Annotated in this window: 23 protein-coding genes and 2 pseudogenes; 8 read left to right on the plus strand and 17 right to left on the minus strand. The window is 29.1% G+C overall.

The window, feature by feature from the left end:
* Positions 1-452: 452 nt before the first annotated feature.
* The 4 genes and pseudogenes from traN to CAMP5121_RS08105 all read right to left on the minus strand — a co-directional run.
* Positions 453-911: a conjugal transfer protein TraN gene (gene traN, locus CAMP5121_RS00005; RefSeq protein ID WP_337214563.1), complete on the minus strand. Its 459-nt coding sequence runs from the start codon at positions 909-911 to the stop codon at positions 453-455.
* Positions 898-1,104 carry a hypothetical protein gene (locus CAMP5121_RS00010; protein ID WP_337214429.1) on the minus strand — a complete coding sequence of 69 codons (207 nt, stop codon included), beginning with the start codon at positions 1,102-1,104 and terminating at the stop codon, positions 898-900. Before CAMP5121_RS00010 ends, traN begins: the two co-directional genes overlap by 14 nt.
* Before the next feature lie 156 nt (positions 1,105-1,260).
* Positions 1,261-1,649: pseudogene (locus tag CAMP5121_RS00015) on the minus strand (hypothetical protein).
* A 230-nt stretch (positions 1,650-1,879) separates the two neighbouring features.
* Positions 1,880-2,023 (minus strand): annotated as a pseudogene (locus tag CAMP5121_RS08105) (DUF5675 family protein); the annotation flags it as partial.
* A gap of 156 nt (positions 2,024-2,179) precedes the next feature.
* On the opposite strand from CAMP5121_RS08105, the gene CAMP5121_RS00020 reads away from it, so the two are divergent.
* A complete protein-coding gene (locus CAMP5121_RS00020; protein WP_337214430.1) occupies positions 2,180-3,100 on the plus strand; it encodes a helix-turn-helix transcriptional regulator in 921 nt (306 codons plus the stop codon).
* Between the two features lie 11 nt (positions 3,101-3,111).
* Here the strand turns inward: CAMP5121_RS00020 and CAMP5121_RS00025 are convergent, their stop codons facing one another.
* Positions 3,112-4,581 carry a PDDEXK-like family protein gene (locus CAMP5121_RS00025; protein WP_337214431.1) on the minus strand — a complete coding sequence of 490 codons (1,470 nt, stop codon included), beginning with the start codon at positions 4,579-4,581 and terminating at the stop codon, positions 3,112-3,114.
* A 107-nt stretch (positions 4,582-4,688) separates the two neighbouring features.
* On the opposite strand from CAMP5121_RS00025, the gene CAMP5121_RS00030 reads away from it, so the two are divergent.
* The 6 genes from CAMP5121_RS00030 to CAMP5121_RS00055 all read left to right on the plus strand — a co-directional run bounded on the left by CAMP5121_RS00030 (position 4,689) and on the right by CAMP5121_RS00055 (position 9,325).
* Positions 4,689-5,237 carry a hypothetical protein gene (locus CAMP5121_RS00030; RefSeq protein WP_337214432.1) on the plus strand — a complete coding sequence of 183 codons (549 nt, stop codon included), beginning with the start codon at positions 4,689-4,691 and terminating at the stop codon, positions 5,235-5,237.
* Positions 5,234-6,001, plus strand: coding sequence for an agmatine deiminase family protein (locus CAMP5121_RS00035; protein ID WP_337214433.1), 768 nt, complete (start codon positions 5,234-5,236; stop codon positions 5,999-6,001). Before CAMP5121_RS00030 ends, CAMP5121_RS00035 begins: the two co-directional genes overlap by 4 nt.
* A gap of 24 nt (positions 6,002-6,025) precedes the next feature.
* Entirely contained in the window at positions 6,026-6,622 is a 597-nt protein-coding gene (locus CAMP5121_RS00040) for a hypothetical protein (RefSeq protein ID WP_337214434.1), read from the plus strand.
* A 75-nt stretch (positions 6,623-6,697) separates the two neighbouring features.
* On the plus strand, positions 6,698-8,620 hold the full coding sequence (locus CAMP5121_RS00045; protein ID WP_337214435.1) for an AAA family ATPase: 1,923 nt from the start codon (positions 6,698-6,700) through the stop codon (positions 8,618-8,620).
* A gap of 13 nt (positions 8,621-8,633) precedes the next feature.
* Positions 8,634-9,020 carry a hypothetical protein gene (locus CAMP5121_RS00050; protein ID WP_337214436.1) on the plus strand — a complete coding sequence of 129 codons (387 nt, stop codon included), beginning with the start codon at positions 8,634-8,636 and terminating at the stop codon, positions 9,018-9,020.
* Positions 9,021-9,028: 8 nt separating this feature from the next.
* Positions 9,029-9,325, plus strand: a complete 297-nt coding sequence (locus tag CAMP5121_RS00055; RefSeq protein ID WP_337214437.1) for a hypothetical protein — start codon at positions 9,029-9,031, stop codon at positions 9,323-9,325.
* On the opposite strand, the gene CAMP5121_RS00060 is transcribed toward CAMP5121_RS00055, so the two are convergent.
* The 6 genes from CAMP5121_RS00060 to dnaE all read right to left on the minus strand — a co-directional run bounded on the left by CAMP5121_RS00060 (position 9,317) and on the right by dnaE (position 16,722).
* Complete coding sequence (locus tag CAMP5121_RS00060; protein WP_337214438.1) at positions 9,317-10,657, minus strand: 5-methylcytosine restriction system specificity protein McrC; 1,341 nt, start codon at positions 10,655-10,657, stop codon at positions 9,317-9,319. The genes CAMP5121_RS00055 and CAMP5121_RS00060 overlap by 9 nt on opposite strands.
* Complete coding sequence (locus tag CAMP5121_RS00065; RefSeq protein ID WP_337214439.1) at positions 10,638-10,781, minus strand: hypothetical protein; 144 nt, start codon at positions 10,779-10,781, stop codon at positions 10,638-10,640. The genes CAMP5121_RS00060 and CAMP5121_RS00065 overlap by 20 nt, the downstream gene beginning before the upstream one ends.
* A 38-nt stretch (positions 10,782-10,819) precedes the next feature.
* A complete protein-coding gene (locus tag CAMP5121_RS00070; RefSeq protein ID WP_337214440.1) occupies positions 10,820-11,887 on the minus strand; it encodes an McrB family protein in 1,068 nt (355 codons plus the stop codon).
* Entirely contained in the window at positions 11,859-12,623 is a 765-nt protein-coding gene (locus tag CAMP5121_RS00075) for an SIR2 family NAD-dependent protein deacylase (RefSeq protein ID WP_337214441.1), read from the minus strand. Before CAMP5121_RS00075 ends, CAMP5121_RS00070 begins: the two co-directional genes overlap by 29 nt.
* Before the next feature lie 9 nt (positions 12,624-12,632).
* Positions 12,633-13,061, minus strand: a complete 429-nt coding sequence (locus CAMP5121_RS00080; RefSeq protein WP_214119085.1) for a hypothetical protein — start codon at positions 13,059-13,061, stop codon at positions 12,633-12,635.
* 67 nt (positions 13,062-13,128) lie between these two features.
* On the minus strand, positions 13,129-16,722 hold the full coding sequence (gene dnaE, locus CAMP5121_RS00085) for a DNA polymerase III subunit alpha (protein WP_337214442.1): 3,594 nt from the start codon (positions 16,720-16,722) through the stop codon (positions 13,129-13,131).
* Between the two features lie 103 nt (positions 16,723-16,825).
* Here dnaE and CAMP5121_RS00090 point away from each other — a divergent pair, with 103 nt between their 5' ends.
* Positions 16,826-17,065 carry a SelT/SelW/SelH family (seleno)protein gene (locus tag CAMP5121_RS00090; RefSeq protein WP_257396702.1) on the plus strand — a complete coding sequence of 80 codons (240 nt, stop codon included), beginning with the start codon at positions 16,826-16,828 and terminating at the stop codon, positions 17,063-17,065.
* A 23-nt stretch (positions 17,066-17,088) separates the two neighbouring features.
* On the opposite strand, the gene CAMP5121_RS00095 is transcribed toward CAMP5121_RS00090, so the two are convergent.
* The 6 genes from CAMP5121_RS00095 to CAMP5121_RS00120 are packed head-to-tail and all read right to left on the minus strand — an operon-like array spanning position 17,089 to position 21,333.
* Positions 17,089-17,655, minus strand: a complete 567-nt coding sequence (locus tag CAMP5121_RS00095) for a DJ-1 family glyoxalase III (RefSeq protein ID WP_337214443.1) — start codon at positions 17,653-17,655, stop codon at positions 17,089-17,091.
* An 11-nt stretch (positions 17,656-17,666) separates the two neighbouring features.
* On the minus strand, positions 17,667-18,539 hold the full coding sequence (locus tag CAMP5121_RS00100) for an N-carbamoylputrescine amidohydrolase (protein WP_263702028.1): 873 nt from the start codon (positions 18,537-18,539) through the stop codon (positions 17,667-17,669).
* A complete protein-coding gene (locus CAMP5121_RS00105; protein WP_263663231.1) occupies positions 18,508-19,422 on the minus strand; it encodes a cation diffusion facilitator family transporter in 915 nt (304 codons plus the stop codon). Before CAMP5121_RS00105 ends, CAMP5121_RS00100 begins: the two co-directional genes overlap by 32 nt.
* Positions 19,419-20,396, minus strand: coding sequence for an agmatine deiminase family protein (locus CAMP5121_RS00110; RefSeq protein ID WP_337214444.1), 978 nt, complete (start codon positions 20,394-20,396; stop codon positions 19,419-19,421). The genes CAMP5121_RS00105 and CAMP5121_RS00110 overlap by 4 nt, the downstream gene beginning before the upstream one ends.
* 56 nt (positions 20,397-20,452) lie before the next feature.
* Positions 20,453-20,734 (minus strand): hypothetical protein, encoded by a 282-nt coding sequence (locus tag CAMP5121_RS00115; RefSeq protein ID WP_263678641.1) that lies wholly within the window; start codon positions 20,732-20,734, stop codon positions 20,453-20,455.
* Positions 20,734-21,333, minus strand: coding sequence for an MBL fold metallo-hydrolase (locus CAMP5121_RS00120; RefSeq protein WP_263663228.1), 600 nt, complete (start codon positions 21,331-21,333; stop codon positions 20,734-20,736). Before CAMP5121_RS00120 ends, CAMP5121_RS00115 begins: the two co-directional genes overlap by 1 nt.
* Positions 21,334-21,357: the final 24 nt, after the last annotated feature.

Raw genomic sequence — 21,357 nt, forward strand, 5'->3', positions numbered from 1 at the left:
ACTTTTATTAGTTAATTGAAGCAAAAATATAACATCTTTTATAACTTGTAAAATATCATTTGTTACTTCACCATAGCCTCAAGTAAAGATAATATGATTATCATCTATATTTGTAGCACCAAATAATAAAGAAAGTGCAAAAATTAAAGCACTAAGGAATAAAATGTAAAATCTTTTCATCAATTGTATTAAAGAAGTTAAAGAGTTTGTTTGATATAATTGCAGAAGGTAGATGCCAAAGGCGGCTACCTTTGGCATTAATCATAACCTAGAAAGGCGGTGATTAAATTGTCTGATCAAATTATAGTTATGATTATACTACTTTGTATAATTATAGTCAAGTGTTATTAGCACTTAACTTCCCCTTTAAAAGGGGAGCTATAATTTCCCTTTGGCTTACCAAACAAACTTTTAACTAAACTCTATCTCCTTTCTATAATTTTATTTTCTTTTTAATTAGTAGGTTTTCTTGTTAAATTCTCAAGATTGCTTTCAATCTTTTCTTGTATTTTTATAGAATCAGCTTGTATTTTATCTACATCAATACTTCCAACAATATCAGCAATAAACTCACTTAAATCTATTTCACTAAAATCTAACTTTTGAAATTCTTCTGGAGTAAATCCTCTACAATCAGGACTTTTTGGAGAACCCCAACCTCTTTTAATTTGTGGGCGTCCTTGTTCATTAAATATTCTTGCTAATTTTGAATTAAAACAACAATGTGTTTTTTTATGCTGAATACAAGCTATGAATTTAATTTTTTTAGAGCAATATTCACCAACTTCTACACATCTATTTTGCTTATTGAGTTTTGCTAGCTTTTTTTCATCTTCTTTACAAGGTACAAGCCCTATAAATACTTTATCTTTATCACAGCAACCACCCCCCCCCCAGTTAAGCCAAAAAATTCATCTTTAGAACGACACCTATTATCTTTTTTATTAAAATAAAAATTTGTCCTCTATAAGAACCATCATCTTCCCAACCATTATTATTTTCATCATTAATACCAACTTGAGTATCATCATCTTCGATATGGCTAGTACCATCTATACAAGGAAATGGAGTGCATTGATACTTATTATCCGTTAAAACCATCATTGTTAGAATCTATCGCTAAATTATCTCTTAGCTTTTGGAATGGTAATTTCAATAAATGATATATTGTCACAATATATACTAAAAATCCAAAAGAAAGTAGTATATTATAATGCAACATAACACTATTTAAAAATTTTCAACTACATTTTTTATACTTCAATTAGTATTTACACTTTTTGAATTTGTATTTTGGTTAATACTTGTGTTTTGCTCCCACAGCCTATCAAGCATAGCATTAAAAAGCTTAGTGGTATTAGTTTCATTGCTTTTGGATATATAGTTTTTAACATCATCAACCCTTGTTTTAATTTGATTTTTTGAGTATTTGCATGAAAGAGTGCTTTTAGCTCTTGCTCGTGTCTTGTTTTCAACTCCTGAGTAATCCTCGTGAGTTCATTATTTACACCCAAAGCTAAATTTAAATCACTTTGACTTTTTTCTAATTTTGCATTTGTGCTATCTAACTTAAGATATAAAAACACATTAAGCATAAACATTAGAGCTAAAGCAATATAAAGCTTTGTATTTTTAAATAAAAATGACATATTATTTGTAGTTTAAAGTAGGTTTTTGTATAATACTTTCAAGGGTTAGCCGTAGGTCTGACCCCCTATGGCTTAATCTAACCCTAGAAAGTAGGTGATTAAATTTGAGCTATATAATCCACATAATCTTTATAATTATACTACTAAGTATGATTATAGTCAAGGCTTATTAACCTTGTCCCCTTTTTTTAGGGGGATTATGTGGTAACCTACTCTAAGCTTACTCCTTTCTAAAATTCGTTTGTGATTTCTAATTTTATATTTGATAAATCTTGCTGATATAGCAAGTCATATAATTTTTTACAAGCTTGTCTGCTTTGACCTATACTTTCATCACTCTTAGTTAAACCTAGTAAAATACAACCTTTTGTATTTTAATAATTACATATTTATCATCTTTTACTCTCAAACATTGTTTTCTAAATAAACTTTCATTTCCAAACTATAAGTTTTGTAGCGTTTATAAACTAGACTTTATTTGTTTATAAAGCAATTGTTGTTAATATTTTGAAAAAATTTAGAGAAAAATCATGAAAGATCTTAAAAAATACATTGCAAATTCCAAACTAACACGCCTTGAAGTTTTATATGAAAAATTAGTAAAGTCTGAAAATGGCATAACCATAAAAGAACTAGCCCAAGAACTTAATGTAAGCGCTAAAACCATAAAAAGAGATATGCAAGGGGTTTTTGAGCCTATGGGGCTTATTAAAAATGGAAGAAAATGGCGTATTGATACAAGCAAAGACATTCAAGAGCAAGATGATGAAAAAATAATCCTTGAAGTGCTTGATACCATGGCAAAAAGTGCTGGAAACAGCTTTTATGCTAAGGCTCACCCTCTACTTTCTAAACTTTCTCAAAACATTTCTAATCCCATCCACACTAGTCTAGATGCAGAAAAACTAGAAGAAAAAGATTTAAGCAATTTTCAAATTCTCGAACAAGCCATCAACACCAAAACACAAATTGTCTTTAAATATGAAAATAAACTTTTCCAAGTAAAACCTTTAAAACTAGCTTTTTTTAGTGGCTTTTGGTATTTGCTTGCTTTTGATATGAAAAAACGTGATATTTTCAAAAAATTTTATTTAAAAAATATCCAAAACATCACCCTAACCCAAGAGCATTTTCAAACCGATGAGAGTTTAGAAGTAAAACTTCAAAGAGTAAATTCTATATGGTTTAGTCTTGATAAACCTTTTACGGTAAGGCTTTTAGTAGAAGAACCGATACGAAAATACTTTGAAAGAAAGCCTCTAAATTCGCAAATCATCACTGGCAAAGACAAAGATGGCTCCATAGAAATAGAGCTTGAGATAACTCATGAAATGGAAATTTTACCTTTAGTGTATTATTACATACCTTATGTAAAGGTTTTAGAACCTGATTTTATAGCAAATAAAGTCAAAGAAGTAGTTGAAGAATACCTTGATCAAATAAGCAAATGATTGCTTATTTGTCAGGATTTTAATACTTTCTTAGCTTCATTTAAAGCTTTTTTAATCGCATTATTTTCCATAAAATTTTTTATCTCATTATAAATACAATCTTCTATAGTTTTAAATTTATCATCCTTAGTGGTTTTATCATAGTCAATCATATCATAAATAAATTCATAATCTATATCTTGATTTTTTTCACCTAAAATTATTTTTTTAAATATACTAGCTTTCGAGATATTTAAATTTTGATTTTTTATCTCTTGTATTATCTTTTGTATTGCTGATTTAAAATTTTTGATTTTTTCATCATATTCTTTGCGTTCTTCATCATTTTCATAATAATAAGTAATACAAAAATCAATACGCAAATTTTTATAATTTTTGCCACAAAAGTATAAATTAAATGTTGGTATTATAGTGCCGTCTATATCTTTTTCATGATAAATAGTAAAGAAATTTTTGGTTGAGTTGATTTTATCATGGTATTTTTCCACAAGAAAAATATTTTTTCTTATTTTTTTGTTTTTAAATTTCTTTTCGAGTTTATCCATAAATTCACTCATTAATTCTTCACAAATTTCATCCCATTTCTCTCTTACTATTTCTTTTGCTTTTTTATATTTATCATTATCTACATCTTTAAAATCACTTTTATTTTTAGTATATCTATATAAATTTGTAGCATTGTTTAAATTTTCTTTACTCGATTTCAAAAATTCCATGACATAATCTTTAGCCACATAATCATCTATAGCTACATACCAAGTTAAAAGAGTTTTATACTGATTTAAAGTAAAAATCACATTTTGCATATCATTTTTAAATTTTTTATCAATTTCATTGTTTTTAACTTTATTCTCACATACACCTATACAAGCATTAATCCACTCTTTTATCCATTTATAATCTAATTTTAAATAATAACTCATTTTTTTATCATTGCTATCATATATAAGATCATCATTTATTTTAAACCCATTTTTTATGCCTAAGCTATATTTGCTAGGCTCGGTATCTTCATTTTTATGTAAATAAATAGTAAGTATATTTTCATGAAAATCATCTATATTTTTAACTTTTTCTTTTATGTGTTTTATGTAGTCTTTGAGTTGATCTGGTTGATCTTTTGCATAAAGTTTATTTTCTACGATGATATATCTTTTATCTTTTAAGCTTATGAGAATATCTATTCTTCTATTATCTTTTACACAAGCTTCTGTTTCTACGCTTTCTATATCATGGGCTGTAAGATTTTTAAATTTCTTAGCTTTTGTGTATCTTCCAAGCTTTTTTAAAAACTCATTTGCAAAAAGCTCTTGATAATGATCACCATGCGGATCGATCAAATAAGCTATAAATTTAGAATGATAATTTTCTTTATACTCAACTCCCAAAGCTTCAAAAATATTTATATCACTCATGCCTTTTTTGGTATTTTCTTCAAATTTATCATTAACACTTAATAATTCTTCAATAAAATTTTTCATTCACAATACCTTTAAAATAATTTTCACAATTATACTACAAAAATATAGACTACCATTGTCTGCTTTTTTTAGCTATCATTTTACAAATCATTTAAAAAGGATTAAAAATGCTTCAAACCATGAAACACATCCTAACTCACACCGATGAGACTTTACTTGCAAAGAAATTTGGTTATAACAATGTAGAAAAATTTACCAAAACAAAAACTTTGTTTTTAGAATGCGAAAGCATACAAGAATGGCTTTTAAAAGGACATTATGATATGGTAAATTCCTCTTTAGAATTTATACAAAAATTTGATTTTATTTTAGATAAAGAAATTTTAAATTCAATTTTAGAACAAAGTATTTTATTAAAAGATAAACACATAAAATTACAAGAAGCAAAAGCCATCATAAAAACAAATTTTAAACGCAAAAGCGAGCCTTTGCATACTTTGATGTTTTTATCTCATTTACGCGTGCTTAAATTTCCTATTAGCAATGATATGCTCTATCTTGATAAAACACAAGTCATGCAAAAGCTCAAAGAACTAGCTATAAAGCATTATGAAAATTCACAAGGCAAATTAAAACTTTGGGGAGATATCTTACAATATGACATTATTTATGATGATGAGTTGTTAGTTTTAAGCATGCAAAAGAGCGATGAATGATAGCCATTTCTACACTTTTATCATCAAAACATAAAAGAATTTATCAAAATCTTGTGCGAAATTTTACTAAATTTAACATCGCTTTTAAAGAAATACCAAGTAATGATATATGGTTAAGAGATTTCATGCCTTTAGTGTATGAAAATACAGCGACAAGTTATATTTATAATCCTGATTATCTTAGAAACTATCCACATTTAAGAACCACTATAAAACCTCTAAAAAATCACTTAAATTTAATCCTTGATGGAGGTAATTTCATAAGAAAACATGATGTTGCCTTTATGTGTGAGAAAATTTTTAGCCAAAATCCAACGCTTAGCAAGGAAAGCATTATCCATACTTTAAAACAAAGTCTAAATTTAAAACACATAGTCTTTTTACCAAGACTAGCTTATGATAGATATGCGCATAGCGATAGTATGGTAAGATTTATAAGCAAAGATCATGTGCTAATCAATGATTTTTCTTTAGAAAATGTGCAATTTTTTGAGAAATTAAACACCGCTTTAAAAGATTTTAAAGTTACAAAAATGAGCTATTCTAAAGAATTTATGCAAAAATACAAATGGGGTGCGTATTTAAATTTTTTAGAGTTTGATAAGGTGATTTTTGTGCCAACTTATAATATTGATGAGGATGAGAGAGTTTTAAGCTTTTTACAAAATATCTATAAAAATAAACAAATCATAGGTATATATCTAAAGCCTATTATCAAAAAAGGTGGAGCCTTGCATTGCATTAGTGCTAATATTTTACAATGATTAAATTTATTTAAAGGATTAAAAATGGAAAATCAAACATTAGAAGAAAAATTTGAAGAGCTTTATCTAAAAAGTGCTTTATCAGAATGGGATAAAGCGATAAATGAACTTGATAAAAAAGAAGTAAAGAATGAATTAAAGAAAAAGCATAAATCGCTTAAATGTTATATAATTTACAAATTAAAGATTTCAAACAAAGAAGAATATGATAAAATTTATAAAAAAACGCAAAATTCTTTAAAATACTTAAAAAATAGATATAGCTCTACAAAAAGAAGAAATGATAATAAAGAACCATTTGGAAGTGCAAGAAAATTTATATCATGGTATAAAAAACAAGAGAAAGAATGTTATTACTGCAAAATAGCGCAAAGTGATCTAGATAATTTATTTGGAGACAATAAACCTATAAATTCCAAAAAACCATCTTTTAATAGCTCATTGCAAATTGAAAGGCTAGATCCAGATAAAGACTACAATGAAGAAAATTGTGTTTTAGCCTGCTGTATTTGCAATAATGCAAAAAGCGATATGATAAGTGCTAGTGATTTTAAAGATTATTTTAGTGATAGTGTTAAAAATTTCTATAAAAACCTGTTAGAAAACATAAAACCCAAATAATTCTCATAACTAGACAACTGAAGTCTAGTTATTTTGTTTATAATTGCATTATATATCTTAGCTTAAAGGTTTATAATGCAAACAAATACTTCTACTCTTACTCACATTGCGGATTTTGATTATTACTCACATAATGTAAAAGTCATCTCACTACACGCACAAATGCTCTCAAATAGCAAACAAATCAAAAAAGATTTTTACAGCGAATTTGAAGATACACTAGAAAAAGATAATAAAATCCCTAGCTTTATCTATAAACAATACTCCAAATTTATCTATCCTAGCTTTTTAAAGAAAAATCTAAGTTATCTTAAAAAATACTTAAATTTTACTCAAGCAGAATGTGATGTATTTGCGTTTTTTTACTATGCAAACAAAGGTAGATTTGCTTTACACCAAGGTTATAGCACTGCTTTGGGCAAAAAGATCATAGAAAAAATTTTCAACCACACTTCAAAAGATGTCAATAAAGCTTTAAGTGATGATTCTATGCTTTTTAAGCTAGATGCCTTGTGTTATTATGATAGCGATGCCTTTGGTGTAGATGTAAATAATTTTGAAAGCATTTTCACTCAAGATATTAGCAAAACTACACTTATGGGTGAGTTTTCGTATTTTTTACCTAAAACTAGACTAAATTTGAGTGATTTTGACTATATACAAGAAGAATTAAATACTATCATTACTTTTTTAAAAAAACGCCAAAAAGGAAATATTTTTATATATGGAAAAGCAGGCGTAGGCAAAAACGAGCTTAGCGCACTCATAGCTAAAGAGCTTGGAAAAGAAGCATTGTGCGTTAAAGATTGCGAAAATGATAAAAAATCAAGTAGAATTTCAAATTTTTACGCACTTAAAAAGATACTCAATCCAAAAAAACAAATGATAGTCTTTGATGAGTGCGAGGATAGTCTTTGCTATGATTCTTTAAAAGAGAAATTAAAAATCAACAAAATCTTAGATGAAGAAAATGGCATTTGTGTATTTTTATCAAATTCTAAAGACATGGATGAGGCGTATTTGAGGCGTTTTGATGTGATTTTAGAGCTTGAAAGTATGCCTAAAGAAAAGAAAATTCAAAATATAAAAAAGTTATTCAATAAGAAAAATATAAAAATAGATGAAGCCATTATAGAAAATATAGCTTCTCATCCTGAACTTTCTCAAGGGGTTATTTTAAAATGTGCAAATAATGCTAAGATCTTTAAAAGCAAAAGCCAAGAAGTATTTGTAAGATTGATCAATGAAAATTTAAAAGCAAGATCACTTCAGGGCATTTCAATGCCAAAAAAAGACAAAAAATACGATTTAAGCTTGATAGAATGTGATTTAAATTTACAAGAACTAATAAACAATATCGATAAAAATTCAAGTTTGAGAATTTTAAGCTATGGCATAGCAGGTAGTGGAAAAAGCGAATTTGGCAAAGAACTAGCTAATGTTTTAAACAAAACTTTACATTCTTATAAACTTAGTGATATTTTAGATCCTTTTGTGGGCAATAATGAAAAAAATATCGCAAACATTTTCAAAAAAGCTTCTAATGATAATGCTATCTTACAGCTTGATGAAATCGATGCGTTAATTTATAGTAGAGATGAAGCAAATAAAAGCTGGGAAAAAAGCTTAGTCAATGAAATGCTTATGCAAATGGAAAATTTTGAAGGTATTTTCATAGCTTCTACAAACTACCTACAAAATCTTGATAAAGCTAGCATAAGAAGATTTGATCTAAAGATAGAATTTCAGGCACTAAAACAAGAAAAGCTTTTAAAGGCTTTTGAATTTTTTGCTAAAGAATTAAATTTAAGCTTTGATAAAAAGCAAATTGCAAAAAGACTCTTAAGGCTTCAAAATATTTGTTTGGGCGATTTTGCGCTAATTCTTAGACAAAATAAAATTTTTAAAATCAAAAACGCCGATGAATTTTTAGAAAAATTAGAAAAAGAATCAAAACTCAAATCAGATGATGAAAAAATCAACATGGGATTTTTATAAAAAGGATAAAACTATGAACATAACACTTCAAGGAACAATACACAAAAGCTTTGTGTTTGGATTTAATGATATAAAAGCAAAAGAACACATTAAAGCATTATATGAAACAAACAATGATGAGTTTAATTTCCAAACACAAATTCAAAACACAGAAAATATACAACTACTAAGCCAAAGTTATCATTTAGAAAATGGATATTTTTTAGATGTAAATACTCAAAGCAAACTTTTGTCTTTTGAAAATTTTTTAAGTCAAAATTATGCGGATTTTAAACATTTTTGTGTTGTTGATTTTATAAAACATAATGCAAAAATACACTACAAATTAAAAGAAACAAATACAAAAAGCAAACTCTATCATCTTGCAAGCGCATATACCTTTCTAAAAATGGCTGGATAGATAAAAAAGTGCTAAACATCAATGACATCTCACCTTATCAAAACATACTTATAGAAGGGTTGTTTTATATTAAAGAGCAAGAATTGCTAGAAATTATAAAGCAAAATGAAAATTTGATAAGAAATAATTTTTATTTAAAAGATTATGATTTTTCAAAAGGTTTAAAAAAACTTTTAGATGTGAGTTTGGATATTTTATTTGCTAATATTAGCACGAAAAATTTTAAACCCTATAAACTAGAAATAAACTCTATCGCTCACGAGGATATAAAAAGAAAAATTTCTTTTGTTAAGCTACTAAAATGATTGTTTTAGTAGCTCTTTGATCCTTTCTATGAATTGCGTTTCTTTTTGGGTAATATACTCAAGAGTAATTTCTTTATCTTGACTATCTTCAAGAAAAATTCCATCAACTATAAATTTATACTCATCTGAAAGGATAGAATTTTCACTATGACATTTTGCTTTTTCAAATTCTTGCATAGGATATAAAAGTCCACCTAAAAGCACTTTGCCTATCTTTTGATAATACCCCATATAAGTATGAATTTGAAATAAATCGTTTCTGTCTAAATCTCCCATGCCATTTTGGCTTCTACCTTCCATTTTCATTCTTTTATATTTAGTATCAAAAACAATGTATGTATCATCTTTAGACAAAACAATATCAGGTATTATATAGCGTTTATAAAAGCTATTTTTATAAATTTCAAGCTTTGGAGAATCAACCATATATTCTTCAAAATTATTTCTTAAAAGCTTACTTATATAAATTTCAAAAAGCTCTGCTATATTAACGATAAAACCATAACTTTTTTGATCATTTTTATTTTTACTAGTGAAATTTTGACTTTCTATGATCATTTTTGCATATTTTAAAAGCTCTTTGTAGTTTTGATAGTTTTGATTTCTCAAGGCTTTACTAGAAAAGGCTTTGTTTAAACTTTCTTTTATAAAACAATGCTCGCTTTTATTTTGCACTAAATAGGTTTTTATATGCTTTACATTTTTTAAAAAGCTTGAATTTTTCTTTTCTATGACTTCTAATGCTTTATATAATACATTAATAATATGCACATCCTCTATTTGCTCTCTTGTTTTTGTAGCAACCTTTGCTTTTAAAGGGATATTGTGTTTTATAAATTCAACCATATCAATATTTCCCTTAAAACGCAAATCATTGTATTTTTTACTTTGATAATTTTTAGGCAAACCTATCAAAAAACTTTTTTCAAGTTTTTGCACAAAGATATAAAAAAGTATAAACTCACTTATATTGCTTTCCTTTTTTACATCTTGATAAATACTAACATCATCAACAAATACATCATTAGCAAAATTTAGCATTCTTTCTAAAAACTTCTTGCCAAACCTGGAATTTATCTCAACTTCCAAACCATTATAAGAAATTTTTCCTATATAATTTCCACTAGCAATTTGCCTTTTATTTTCTTCAATCGTTCGCAATGAAATGATAGGATTTTTAGCATTTTTGCTTAAAATTTTTTCATCATCATTGAAAAAAGAAAAGAAATTTCCATTTTTTATAAAATCTTCAAAATACAGATCAAAATCTTGTATTATTGAAGATTTTTGATCTATTTCTATAAAGCTATTATCATTTATTTTTATCATCATTTTTTTCTATAACAAAAAGTTTTTTTAAATGATCCAAGTGTCTTTGTATTTCTTTTTCATTATATTCGCTTCTTAAATACTCTTTTAAAAGCGCTTCAAAGCGGTTGCTAAAAAGTTTTTTCATATCACTATCTTTAATCTCATCATTTTTAAATTCAATTTTTAGAAAAAAGAATGCCCAAGTTGATATTTTTCACCTATATCTTTACTAATTTTATCGTTTAATTTTTTACAAGCTTGTGCGTATTCTTCAATATTATTTGCATAAATTTCATCTCTTATTACATCATAATCACACTTCATTTCTTGCCATATAAAGCGTCTTCTAAGCGCTAAGTCAAAACTATCTATGCTTTTATCTAAATCATTCATAGTTCCTAGTAAAAACATATTTTCAGGCACATAAAAATCCTCATCATCTCTCATAGAGGCATATTGTGTTTTTATCTTGCCTTTTTCTCCTCTATACTCAAGCGCATAAAGTAATTCTCCAAAAACCCTAGATAATTCTGCACGGTTAATCTCATCAGCTATGAAAAAATACCCATGATCACTTAGAGCTTCATTAAAATTTCCTTTTTCTAGTTTTTCTAAAAACCCTTTTTCTTCTTTTTTTGCTTTATCACAAAATTCTCTAAAAATTCCATTTTTAAGTTCAAGTTTTAATTGTCCATTTTCAATCCCTGCAGGTTTAATACCTTCTATAAAATCTTCATAAGAAAAACTTGGGTGAAATTGAGTGATAAGCATTTGCTCTTCATTGCTAATAAGATTTTTTATATTATTAACCATAGTATAAGTTTTTCCTGTTCCAGGAATTCCATGAAAAATGATATTTTTATGTGTTCTTAAAAGCTCCAAAAAACCTTTTAAATTACTACTTTTAATATCTGCCTTGCCACATAAATTTGCAAAGCTATAGGCTACCTCGTAAAGTTTATAATACACACTTTGATTTTTATCATTTTCAGCTAATTTTTCTTTTGTAATTAAAGCAAAATCAGACTTTTTTATCTTATCAATCAAATTTAAAAATTGATCTAAAATATAATATCTTGGAAGATTATTTGTTTTTTTTACTTCAAGTTTTTCCAAAACAAAATCAAAATATACTTCTTCTTTGCATTCATTATCAAAATTATATTCTTTTGGATTTTCATTTAATATCTCAAAGATGCACTTAGCGGTATTTACAGAAGCATCATTTGCAATTTGGAAAATCACACTCATTTGGATTAATCCTTAAAAGTGTTCTAGCTTTGCTTTTTTTACAAAAATCCTCGCCAAACATACGCATACTAGGCACAGCTTTACCAGCTCCAAGCTCTATAAGCAAGATGTTTTTATCCTCTAAGGGTTTAAGCCAGTTTTTATAACTTTGCTTTTGTAAAAAATAACGGCTATCATTAAAACTACCATCATTAAACATCAAGATATTTGGCCTTGCCAAGCCTTGACATCTAGGACATTTTGGCAAAGATAAGGCTTTGAAATTTTCCATATCTATATCTAATTCCTCTTGCATTTGCCAGATCAAATCACCACATGCATAATTAAAACATTGTAAATAATTTATATTTCCATGAAATTCATAAATTTTATTCTCATCAAAGCCAGCCTTTTTAAAATGCCCATCTACATTAGTCGTAACAAGATAATAATCTTGTTTGCTTTTTGCAAGTTTTAAAAGTATTTCATAACCTTTGTGTGGCATAGTATCTTTGTATAATTTAAATCTATATCCATAAAAAGCCCAAGCAAGCTGTGCGTTTGTATAAAAATTTGTAGGATTAGCCATGCGTTCAAAGTCTATGCCTAGTTTTTGCAAATGCGGATAAGCTCTCCAAAAACCTTCTTTTCCTCTAAAATCAGGCAAACCACTATCTACTCCCATGCCAGCTCCAGCTGTGATGATGATTACCTCTGCTTTGTCTAAAGCTTCTTTTATATAAGTTTGTATTTGCATTTTTTACCTTTAAAAATTTTCATAATCAAATTTCCTAGCCTCATGTAGTTCTTTAGCTACTTCAAGGCTCATTTCCCAAAAAACTGCATTCATAGATTTTGGCATGCAGTTTTCATCTTCGTATTTTTTGTTTATAGCCTTATAAACCTCATCATTTTCCTCACAATCAACAGCAAGACTACCTAAATAAGGGTACGACAAATACCCCACCGGAGCTGTATCAAATACCATAGTTAGTTTTGTTTTTGGAAAATTTTCTTTCATAAAAGCTAAAAATTCATCTCTAGCTTTATAATCTGTCTTGTCTTTATCAAACAAATCACTATGTTTTGTTTTATTGACATGAAAATCATTGTTTGGAGTGTTAAAACACATCCAAAAAGATTTTTTACCTTTTTGGATGGTATAATCTTGAATAGTTTCAACCGCTAAAGCCATTTTTTATCCTTTTTATATTGTATTGATATAATTATACTATATAAAATGGACTTTTAATGTCTATATTTTAACCTTTACATTTTTGAGCTATCACATCCATAGCTTCTTGCGAGAGAACAAAATTTGTATGATAAAGTAAGCAACTACCCATATCAAGCACTTTTAGCACAAGCTTTTTGTTATTAGTATCTTTTGGATTGTGCCTTGTATTAGCTAGATCATAAATTTCATACACCATATCTTTGCTAAGCTTGTTAATATCAAGTTCTATGATATTTTCTTCAAATTTCATAGGCTCTTGCGTGAACTCTTCTTTGTTTTCTTTTTTTGCAAAGCTTTTTTTCTTACTAAAAGATTTTAGTTCATTTTCCTTTGCTTCTTCTAGGGTGTAAATTTCATTTAGACTAAAGCTTAAGTCATTGTCGTTGTTTTTATATCTTAGTAAAAAAGCAAAGGCTTCATCCTTGCTTTCTTTAAAAAGTGCTTCAACTTTTTCTACTAAAGCTTCAAAAATAATCATATCAAAAGTAGAATAAAAGTCTAAAACCACAGCCTTAGCATATCTTTTACCACTTTTACTCATCATTGATTTAAAATCTTCGATCTTTCCTACAACCAAAAGCTCACCTTCGCCTTTGAGTGTTTCAAAGTCCATACTTTTAAAATATTCTATGCCTTCTATTTGACTTGCAAATTTATCCAAAGGGTGGCCTGATACATAAATTCCTAAGATTTCTTTTTCATAGCCTAGTTTTTCCATTAATTCAAATTCAATTTTACTATCATGAAGCCCTACTTTGATATCTGCAGCTATTTCCTCTTCTCCAAAAAGTGAAGCAGTAGAGTTTCTTTTAACTTCAGCAATTTTCCTACTTGTTTCTGAAATAAGCTCAAGATTATCCACCAAGCATTTTCTAGTATAGCCAAACTCATCAAAAGCACCTGATTTAGCTAAATTTTCTATGGTTTTTTTATTGATCTTAGTTGGGTCAATCGAGCTTATAAAATCATCAAAATCACTAAAGCCCTCTTCCTTGCGAATAGCCATGATATTTTCTATCGCAGGAATTCCCACGCTTTTAATCGCTCCAAGCCCATAAATAATAGCTTCAGAACCATCTTCAAGCTTAGTTGCGCTAAATTCTCTTTGAGCTTTGTTAATACTTGGTGGCAAAAGCTTGATGTTCATTCTTTTCATCTCTTCGATATATTTTGCGACCTTATCTACATTGCTTTCTTCACTTGTTAAAAGCGCAGCCATAAATTCACTTGGATAATAAGTCTTTAAATACGCTGTTTGAAAGGTTATAAGTGCATAAGCAGCTGAGTGAGATTTGTTAAAACCATATTCAGCAAATTTCAAAATAAGCTCAAACAAATCATCAGCCTTTTTCTCATCATAGCCTTGCTTTTTAGCTCCTTCTAAATACTCTGCTTTAAGATTGTCCAAAATTTCTCTTTTTTTCTTACCCATAGCACGGCGCACATTATCAGCCCCGCCCAAAGAAAAACCACCGATTTTTTGCACTATTTGCATAACCTGCTCTTGATAAACTATAACCCCATAAGTATTTTCAAGTATAGGTTTTAAATCTTCAAATGCATAAGTTGCAGCCTTTCTACCATGCTTGATATCGATAAAATCATCCACCATCCCACTATCAAGTGGGCCTGGTCTATATAAAGCTAAAACCGCGATTAAATCTTCAAATCTTTCAGGCTTTAACCTAGCATTCAAACTTTGCATACCACCTGATTCTATTTGGAAAATGCCCAAGGTATTACCACTTTGTATGGTTTTATAAACCTTAGGATCATTCATATCAATCTTTTCCCATATTACATCTTTACCATAGCGTTTTTTAACTAGCTTTATGGCATTATCAATCACCGTAAGAGTTTTTAAACCCAAAAAGTCAAATTTGATTAAATCCACATCTTCAAGATATTCTTTAGAATACTGCGTAACTAAATGACGCTCATCATTTTTACTTTGTCTAAAAAGAGGAGCTTTATTCCACAAAGCTTCATTAGATATCACAACTCCGGCTGCATGCATACCTGCGTTTCTATTTAAACCCTCTAGTGCTTTAGCAAAGTCCCAAACCTGACGTCCTTTTGGATGAGAATTTACAAATTCAGCGATTTTTGGTTCTTGCTCATAGGCTTTTTCTAAAGTGATTTTTAGCTCTTCAGGAACTAATTTTGCCAAAGCATCCGCATCAGGTATGCTCATATCACAAACCCTAGCCACATCACGGATTACTCCCTTTGCTAAAAGCTTACCAAAGGTAATGACTTGTGCAACCTTTTCAGCTCCGTATTTATCAATAACATAATCAATCACTTCCCCTCTTCTATCTTGGCAAAAATCCACGTCAATATCGGGCATTGATACACGCTCAGGATTTAAAAATCTCTCAAAAAGAAGATTATAAGGTATGGGATCTAAATCTGTAATTTTCAAACAATACGAAACCAAACTCCCCGCAGCACTCCCACGCCCTGGGCCAACTGGTATATCTTTTTCCTTAGCTGCAGCAATAAAATCATGAACGATAAGCATATAACCTGAAAATTTCATATTTTTAATAATACTAATTTCTAAATCAAGCCTATCTTTATATTCTTGATGTTTACTCTCATCGATAAATTGAAGTCTTTCTTCTAAGCCCTTTTTACAAAGATACTCAAAAACTATATCATCATTATCAAAGCTAAATTCTTGATCTTCTTGACTTAAACTTAAGCCATATTTTTTCGCATATTCACGGGTAAATTTAAAATTTGGTGGCGTTGGATCGCCTAGTTTTAATTCTAGGTTGCATTTATTAGCTATTTCTTGAGTATTTTCAATGGCTTCAGGAATATCAGCAAAAAGCTCGCTCATTTGCTCTGGTGTTTTTACATAAAACTCATGCACTTCATGTCTTAAACGCCCTGGATCATCAAGCTTAACCCCCATAGCTATGCACATAAATACTTCATGTGCAGCTGCTCTTTCTTTGAAAGTATAATGCGTATCATTAGTTGCGATGATTTTTATATCAAGCTCTTTAGCAAGTTTGATGATAGAATCATCGATAAATTTTTGATCATCAATGCCATGACGCATAATCTCAAGGTAAAAATCATCTCCAAAAACCTTTTTATACCAAAGCGCAGCTTCTTTTGCGCCTTCATAACCTTTTGCGCCAAATTTTAAATTTCTTTCATTTTTGGTATTTAAATGCCAATTAACCTCACCTTGCAAACACGCAGACGAGCAAATCAAACCCTCACTATGTGCTTCTAATAGCTTTTTATTAATCCTTGGGTAATAATACAAACCATGTATATAGCTTTGCGAGCTTAAATACATCAAATTTTTATAGCCAATTTCATTTTTAGCAAACAAACAAATATGAAAGCGTTGTCTTGAGCTTTTATCACTTAAATCATCATGATTATGTAAATATGCTTCAAGCCCTATGATAGGTTTAATCCCCTCAGCTCTCATTGTTTTATAAAAATCAATAGCCCCGAACATATTTCCATGATCAGTCATAGCAACACTTGTTGCACCTTGTGCTTTTAGCGTTTTAGCAAGCTCTTTGAGTTTATTTGCTCCATCAAGTAAAGAATATTCTGTGTGTAAATGTAAATGTGTAAATTGGCTCATATTTTCCCTTGTATTTTTTTATTATTATAAAAAAAAACCTTAAATTTAAAACTTACAAGCATAAAAAATGTATAATAGCTTACTTTCAAAAAAGGAGTAAAAAATGGAAGTAAAAATTTATTATTGTAATCTTTGAAATTACAAACCACAAGCTGCAAGGGTTGCAGAAGAAATACAAAACGAATTCAAAGATGCGCAAATTTCTACCATAGAAAAAGGTGGTGGTCATTTTATAGTAGAAGTAGATGGCAAAATCATTTACTCTAAAAAAGACTTATTTAACTGCGAAGTAGATAGATTTCCTCATGAGGGTGAAATCACTAAGCTTATGAAACAAATGTAAGCTAAACCCTCATTAGCGAGGGTTTATTTTGTTAAAGGAACAAGCATACCTTCATAAAGTTTTTGATAAATTTCTTCTGAGCATAAATGTTTAGCAAGCTCTAAACCAAACAAAATAACTGTAGCAGGCCCAGCTGCTGTGATGACATTTTCATTTACCACAACTGCTTTATTTACTCTTACACCTTCAATACCCACTTCACAACCAGGATAGCAAGAAAACTCCCCATTTATCACCCCTGCTTTAGCTAACACCATAGGTGAAGCACAAATAGCTGCTACGATTTTTTTCTTAGCATGTAAATCTTGTATGATTTTTATGATAGCTTGATTATTTTTTAAATTCATCATACCTTCAAATCCACCCGCCAAAGCAATTGCGTCTAAATTTTCTTGATCAACACTAGATAAACTCACATCAGCCCTTATGCAAATTCCATTAGCTCCTTGTACCAAAAGCTCATCATCTAGTGAAGCAATAATTACTTCTAAATTTCCACTAGCTTCTCCTGCTCTTTTTAAAACATCAGCTATACCTATAAATTCAGCTTCTTCAAAACCTTTTGCCAAAGGCACTAAAACTTTTTTCATTTTTTCTCCTTTTAGTCAATAAATCTTTTATTTAATTCATGAAAATACTCTATGCGTCTATCGCGTAAAAATGGCCACCACCTACGCACATTTTCACATCTTTGCATATCAATTTCAATGATTTTACAAAGCTCTTGTTTATCATCAGCTCTAAAAAGCTCTTCGCCTTGAGCCCCAAAAACAAAAGAATTTCCCCAAAATCTTATGCCATCTTCCACACCGCTTTCATCTTTTTCAAAACCCACTCTATTAATAGCTACTACAGGTAAGCCATTAGCTATAGCATGGCCTCTTTGCACACCTATCCAAGCTTCAAGCTGTCTTTGTTTTTCTTCTTTTTCATCCTTATCAAACCAACCAATAGCAGTAGGATAAATCAAAATTTGAGCTCCTTTTAAAGTCATTAACCTAGCAGCTTCAGGATACCATTGATCCCAGCATATTAAAACCCCAAGTTTTCCAACACTTGTTTGTATAGGTTCAAAACCCAAATCACCTGGAGTAAAATAAAACTTTTCATAAAAACAAGGATCATCAGGTATGTGCATTTTACGGTATTTACCTGCTATGGAGCCATCTTTTTCAAATACCACACTAGTATTATGATAAAGCCCTGCGCTTCTTTTTTCAAATAAAGAAGTTACCAAAACAACTTTATTTTCCCTAGCTACATTAGACCAAAATTTAACATCTTCTTCATAGTCATTTGCCAAATCAAAAAAGTTTGTATTTTCACTTTGACAAAAATACTGCGTTTGATGAAGTTCTTGCAAGCATACAAGCTCAGCCTTTTCTTTTGCTGCTTGTTTGATAAGTTCGCATGTTTTTTCTATAGTTTTTTCTTTATTTTGTTTAAATTCTTGCTGTATGAGTGCTAATTTCATTTTTACTCCTTTCTTCTTCTGAATCATCATAAGGGTCTAAGTGTATATGGATATTCCAAAAATCATCTTTAAAATGCTCCCTTATACTATCTTCAATCTCATCACCGATTTTATGAGCTTTTAAAAGTGATATTGTAGGTTCAAAAACTAAATGCACACTAACATAAAGTATATCAGGACTTTTTCTAGTTTTTAAATGATGAAAGCTTTTGACCTCTTTATTTGCACTTATAATTTGCTTAATCACTTCAACTTGCTCTTTATCAATTGCCACATCTAATAAAATTTTAGAACTTTCTTTTATAATTTTAAAAGCTGAAAAAATCGTATATAAACTTATAGCTATACCAAACAAACCATCAATAAAATGATAATTTGTAAAAGCTATAATCACAAGTGCTAAAAGCGTTAGAGCATTAGTTAAAAAGTCTATTTTATAGTGCAAGCTATCAGCTTTTATAATCAAGCTTTTTGTTTTTTTAGCAACATAATTTAAAAAAACCACCAAACACAAAGTCACAGCCATAGCAAAAGCCATGATAAAAATTCCAAGATCAAGTTTTTCTACACTTTCTTGATTGTGAATTTTCAAAACACTCTCATAAAAAATATAAACCCCAATCCCGCTAATAACAAGACCTTCAAAAAGCCCCATTAATGCTTCAATTTTACTAAGGCCAAAATTATATTCTTTACTAGATCCTTGAGAGCTTTTTTTCAAAGCTAAAAAATTTAAACCCGAAATCACACAATCAAGCAAAGAATCAATCGCACTAGAAAGCACTGCAACAGAACCTGAAGCTAAACCTACTATAAATTTAACAATAGCTAAAAAAATAGCACATACACTTGCGATGATGGTTGCGCTTTTTTGCAAATTCATCTTTGACCTTCATAGCGGTTTTGACAAGAACAATGCAAAGAACCATTTTGTCTTAAAAACACTCTTGCATCAACCCCTACTACTTTTCTATCTTTGCATGTTTTTTGTAAATTTTCTAATACCAAAGCATCGTTTTCATCATTATAAGTTGGCACTATCAAGCCACCATTAACAAAAACAAAATTTGCATAAGTAGCACCAAGTCTTTTACCTTCAAAATACAAAGGCTTAGGTAAAGGAAGCTCTAATAAATCAAACCCTGTTTTTTTAAGTTCTTCCTCCATAGCTTTTAAGGGCTTATAATGCTCATCATTTTCATCTTTACACACACAATAAGCAATGGTTTTTTCATTGATAAATCTTGCTAGAGTATCTATATGATGATCAGTATCATCGCCTTTTATATAACCATGATTTAACCATATAATTTGTTTTAAGCCAAAAATTTCTTTTAATTTAGCTTCAATTTGCTCTTTATTTAAATGTGAATTTCTATTTTCATTTAACAAACAAGCACTCGTTGTAAGCATTACTCCTTGCCCATTAAAATCAATACTCCCACCTTCTAAGATAAAATCAATTTTTTCTAATTTTCCAGATAATTTTTGCGCAAAAAGTTTTGAATTTACCGCATTATCTAAAGTGCTTTGAAATTTATCGCCCCAAGCATTAAAAGTAAAATCAAGCCCTATGAGTTTATCATCTTCAAGCACATCAATTGCACCAAAATCTCTAATCCAAGTATCATTAGTATCACACTTAAAAAAATCAACGTTTTTTATATGTTTAAATCTTTGAAAATCTTTTTCACTTGGCGCTATAAGTAAAACTTTTTGAAAATCTGCCACAGCTTTAACAAATTCTTCATAGCTTTGCAAAATCTCTTCTAAATAAGGCTTCCAATCGCTATTTTCATGAGGCAAAGAAAGTAAAAGTAGCTCTTGTTTTTGCCATTCTGCTATGCTTTTTCTCATTTTGATACCCTTTTTGATAATTAAAAAAGTATTTTAACATTTTTAATGATAGTTTTTTACTCTTTTTTTAAAACCCAAGCAAAATACCATATCGCAAAAGATAAAAGCAAAATCACAAAAAGCTTTTTATCATACACTCCAAAACCAATATAAAGCACAGAATACATAAAACCAAAACTTCCTGCATAAATGCAAATTCTACTCATTAAACCATTTTCCACCGCTCTAAAACATGGGCATTTGTGAAAAAATTTCTTTTTTGTTTCTTTAGGTTTAAAAAAACTTAAAACCGCACTTAAAATCAGCAAAAAACTTAAAAAATATAAAACCTTATCCATTAGTGAAAATACCTTAACCAAGCAGGAATTGCTTTTTGTTCTTCTTTTAAAGTGCTTTCTTCTCCATGCCCTGGAAGTAATCTAAAATCTTTTTCATAAGCTAAAACTTTAAGCAAACTCTCTTTCATCTTGGCTGCATCTGAGTAAGGAAAGTCCCATCTACCAATACTACGATAAAATAAAAAATCCCCACTAAAAAGCACATCTTCACCCACAAGTTCTATCATGCAACACCCTGGAGTATGCCCTGGAAAATGATGAAATTTAAACTTAAACTCATCTATACTAAATTCATTTTCATTTTCTATCAACACATCAGCATTTGAATGCTCAAAACCATAATTAAAAGGATCTTTTAGCATAAAAGCATCATCTTTATGGATAAAAAGTGGAATTTCATAAACCTTTTTAACTTTAGCATTATCATAAACGTGATCATAATGACCATGAGTATTTAAAATAGCTAAAGGTTTGCTTGCGTTTTCTTTGATAAACTCATAAGCATTTTCACCTGGATCAATGATAATTTGCTTGTTATTATGATCTATAATATAACAATTTGTTTCATACATTCCGCATGGTTGTTTTAAAATACGCATATAAACTTCCTTTTAACTAAATCA

This window comes from Campylobacter sp. 2352 PW, assembly GCF_024723575.1.
Lineage (GTDB): Bacteria > Campylobacterota > Campylobacteria > Campylobacterales > Campylobacteraceae > Campylobacter_D.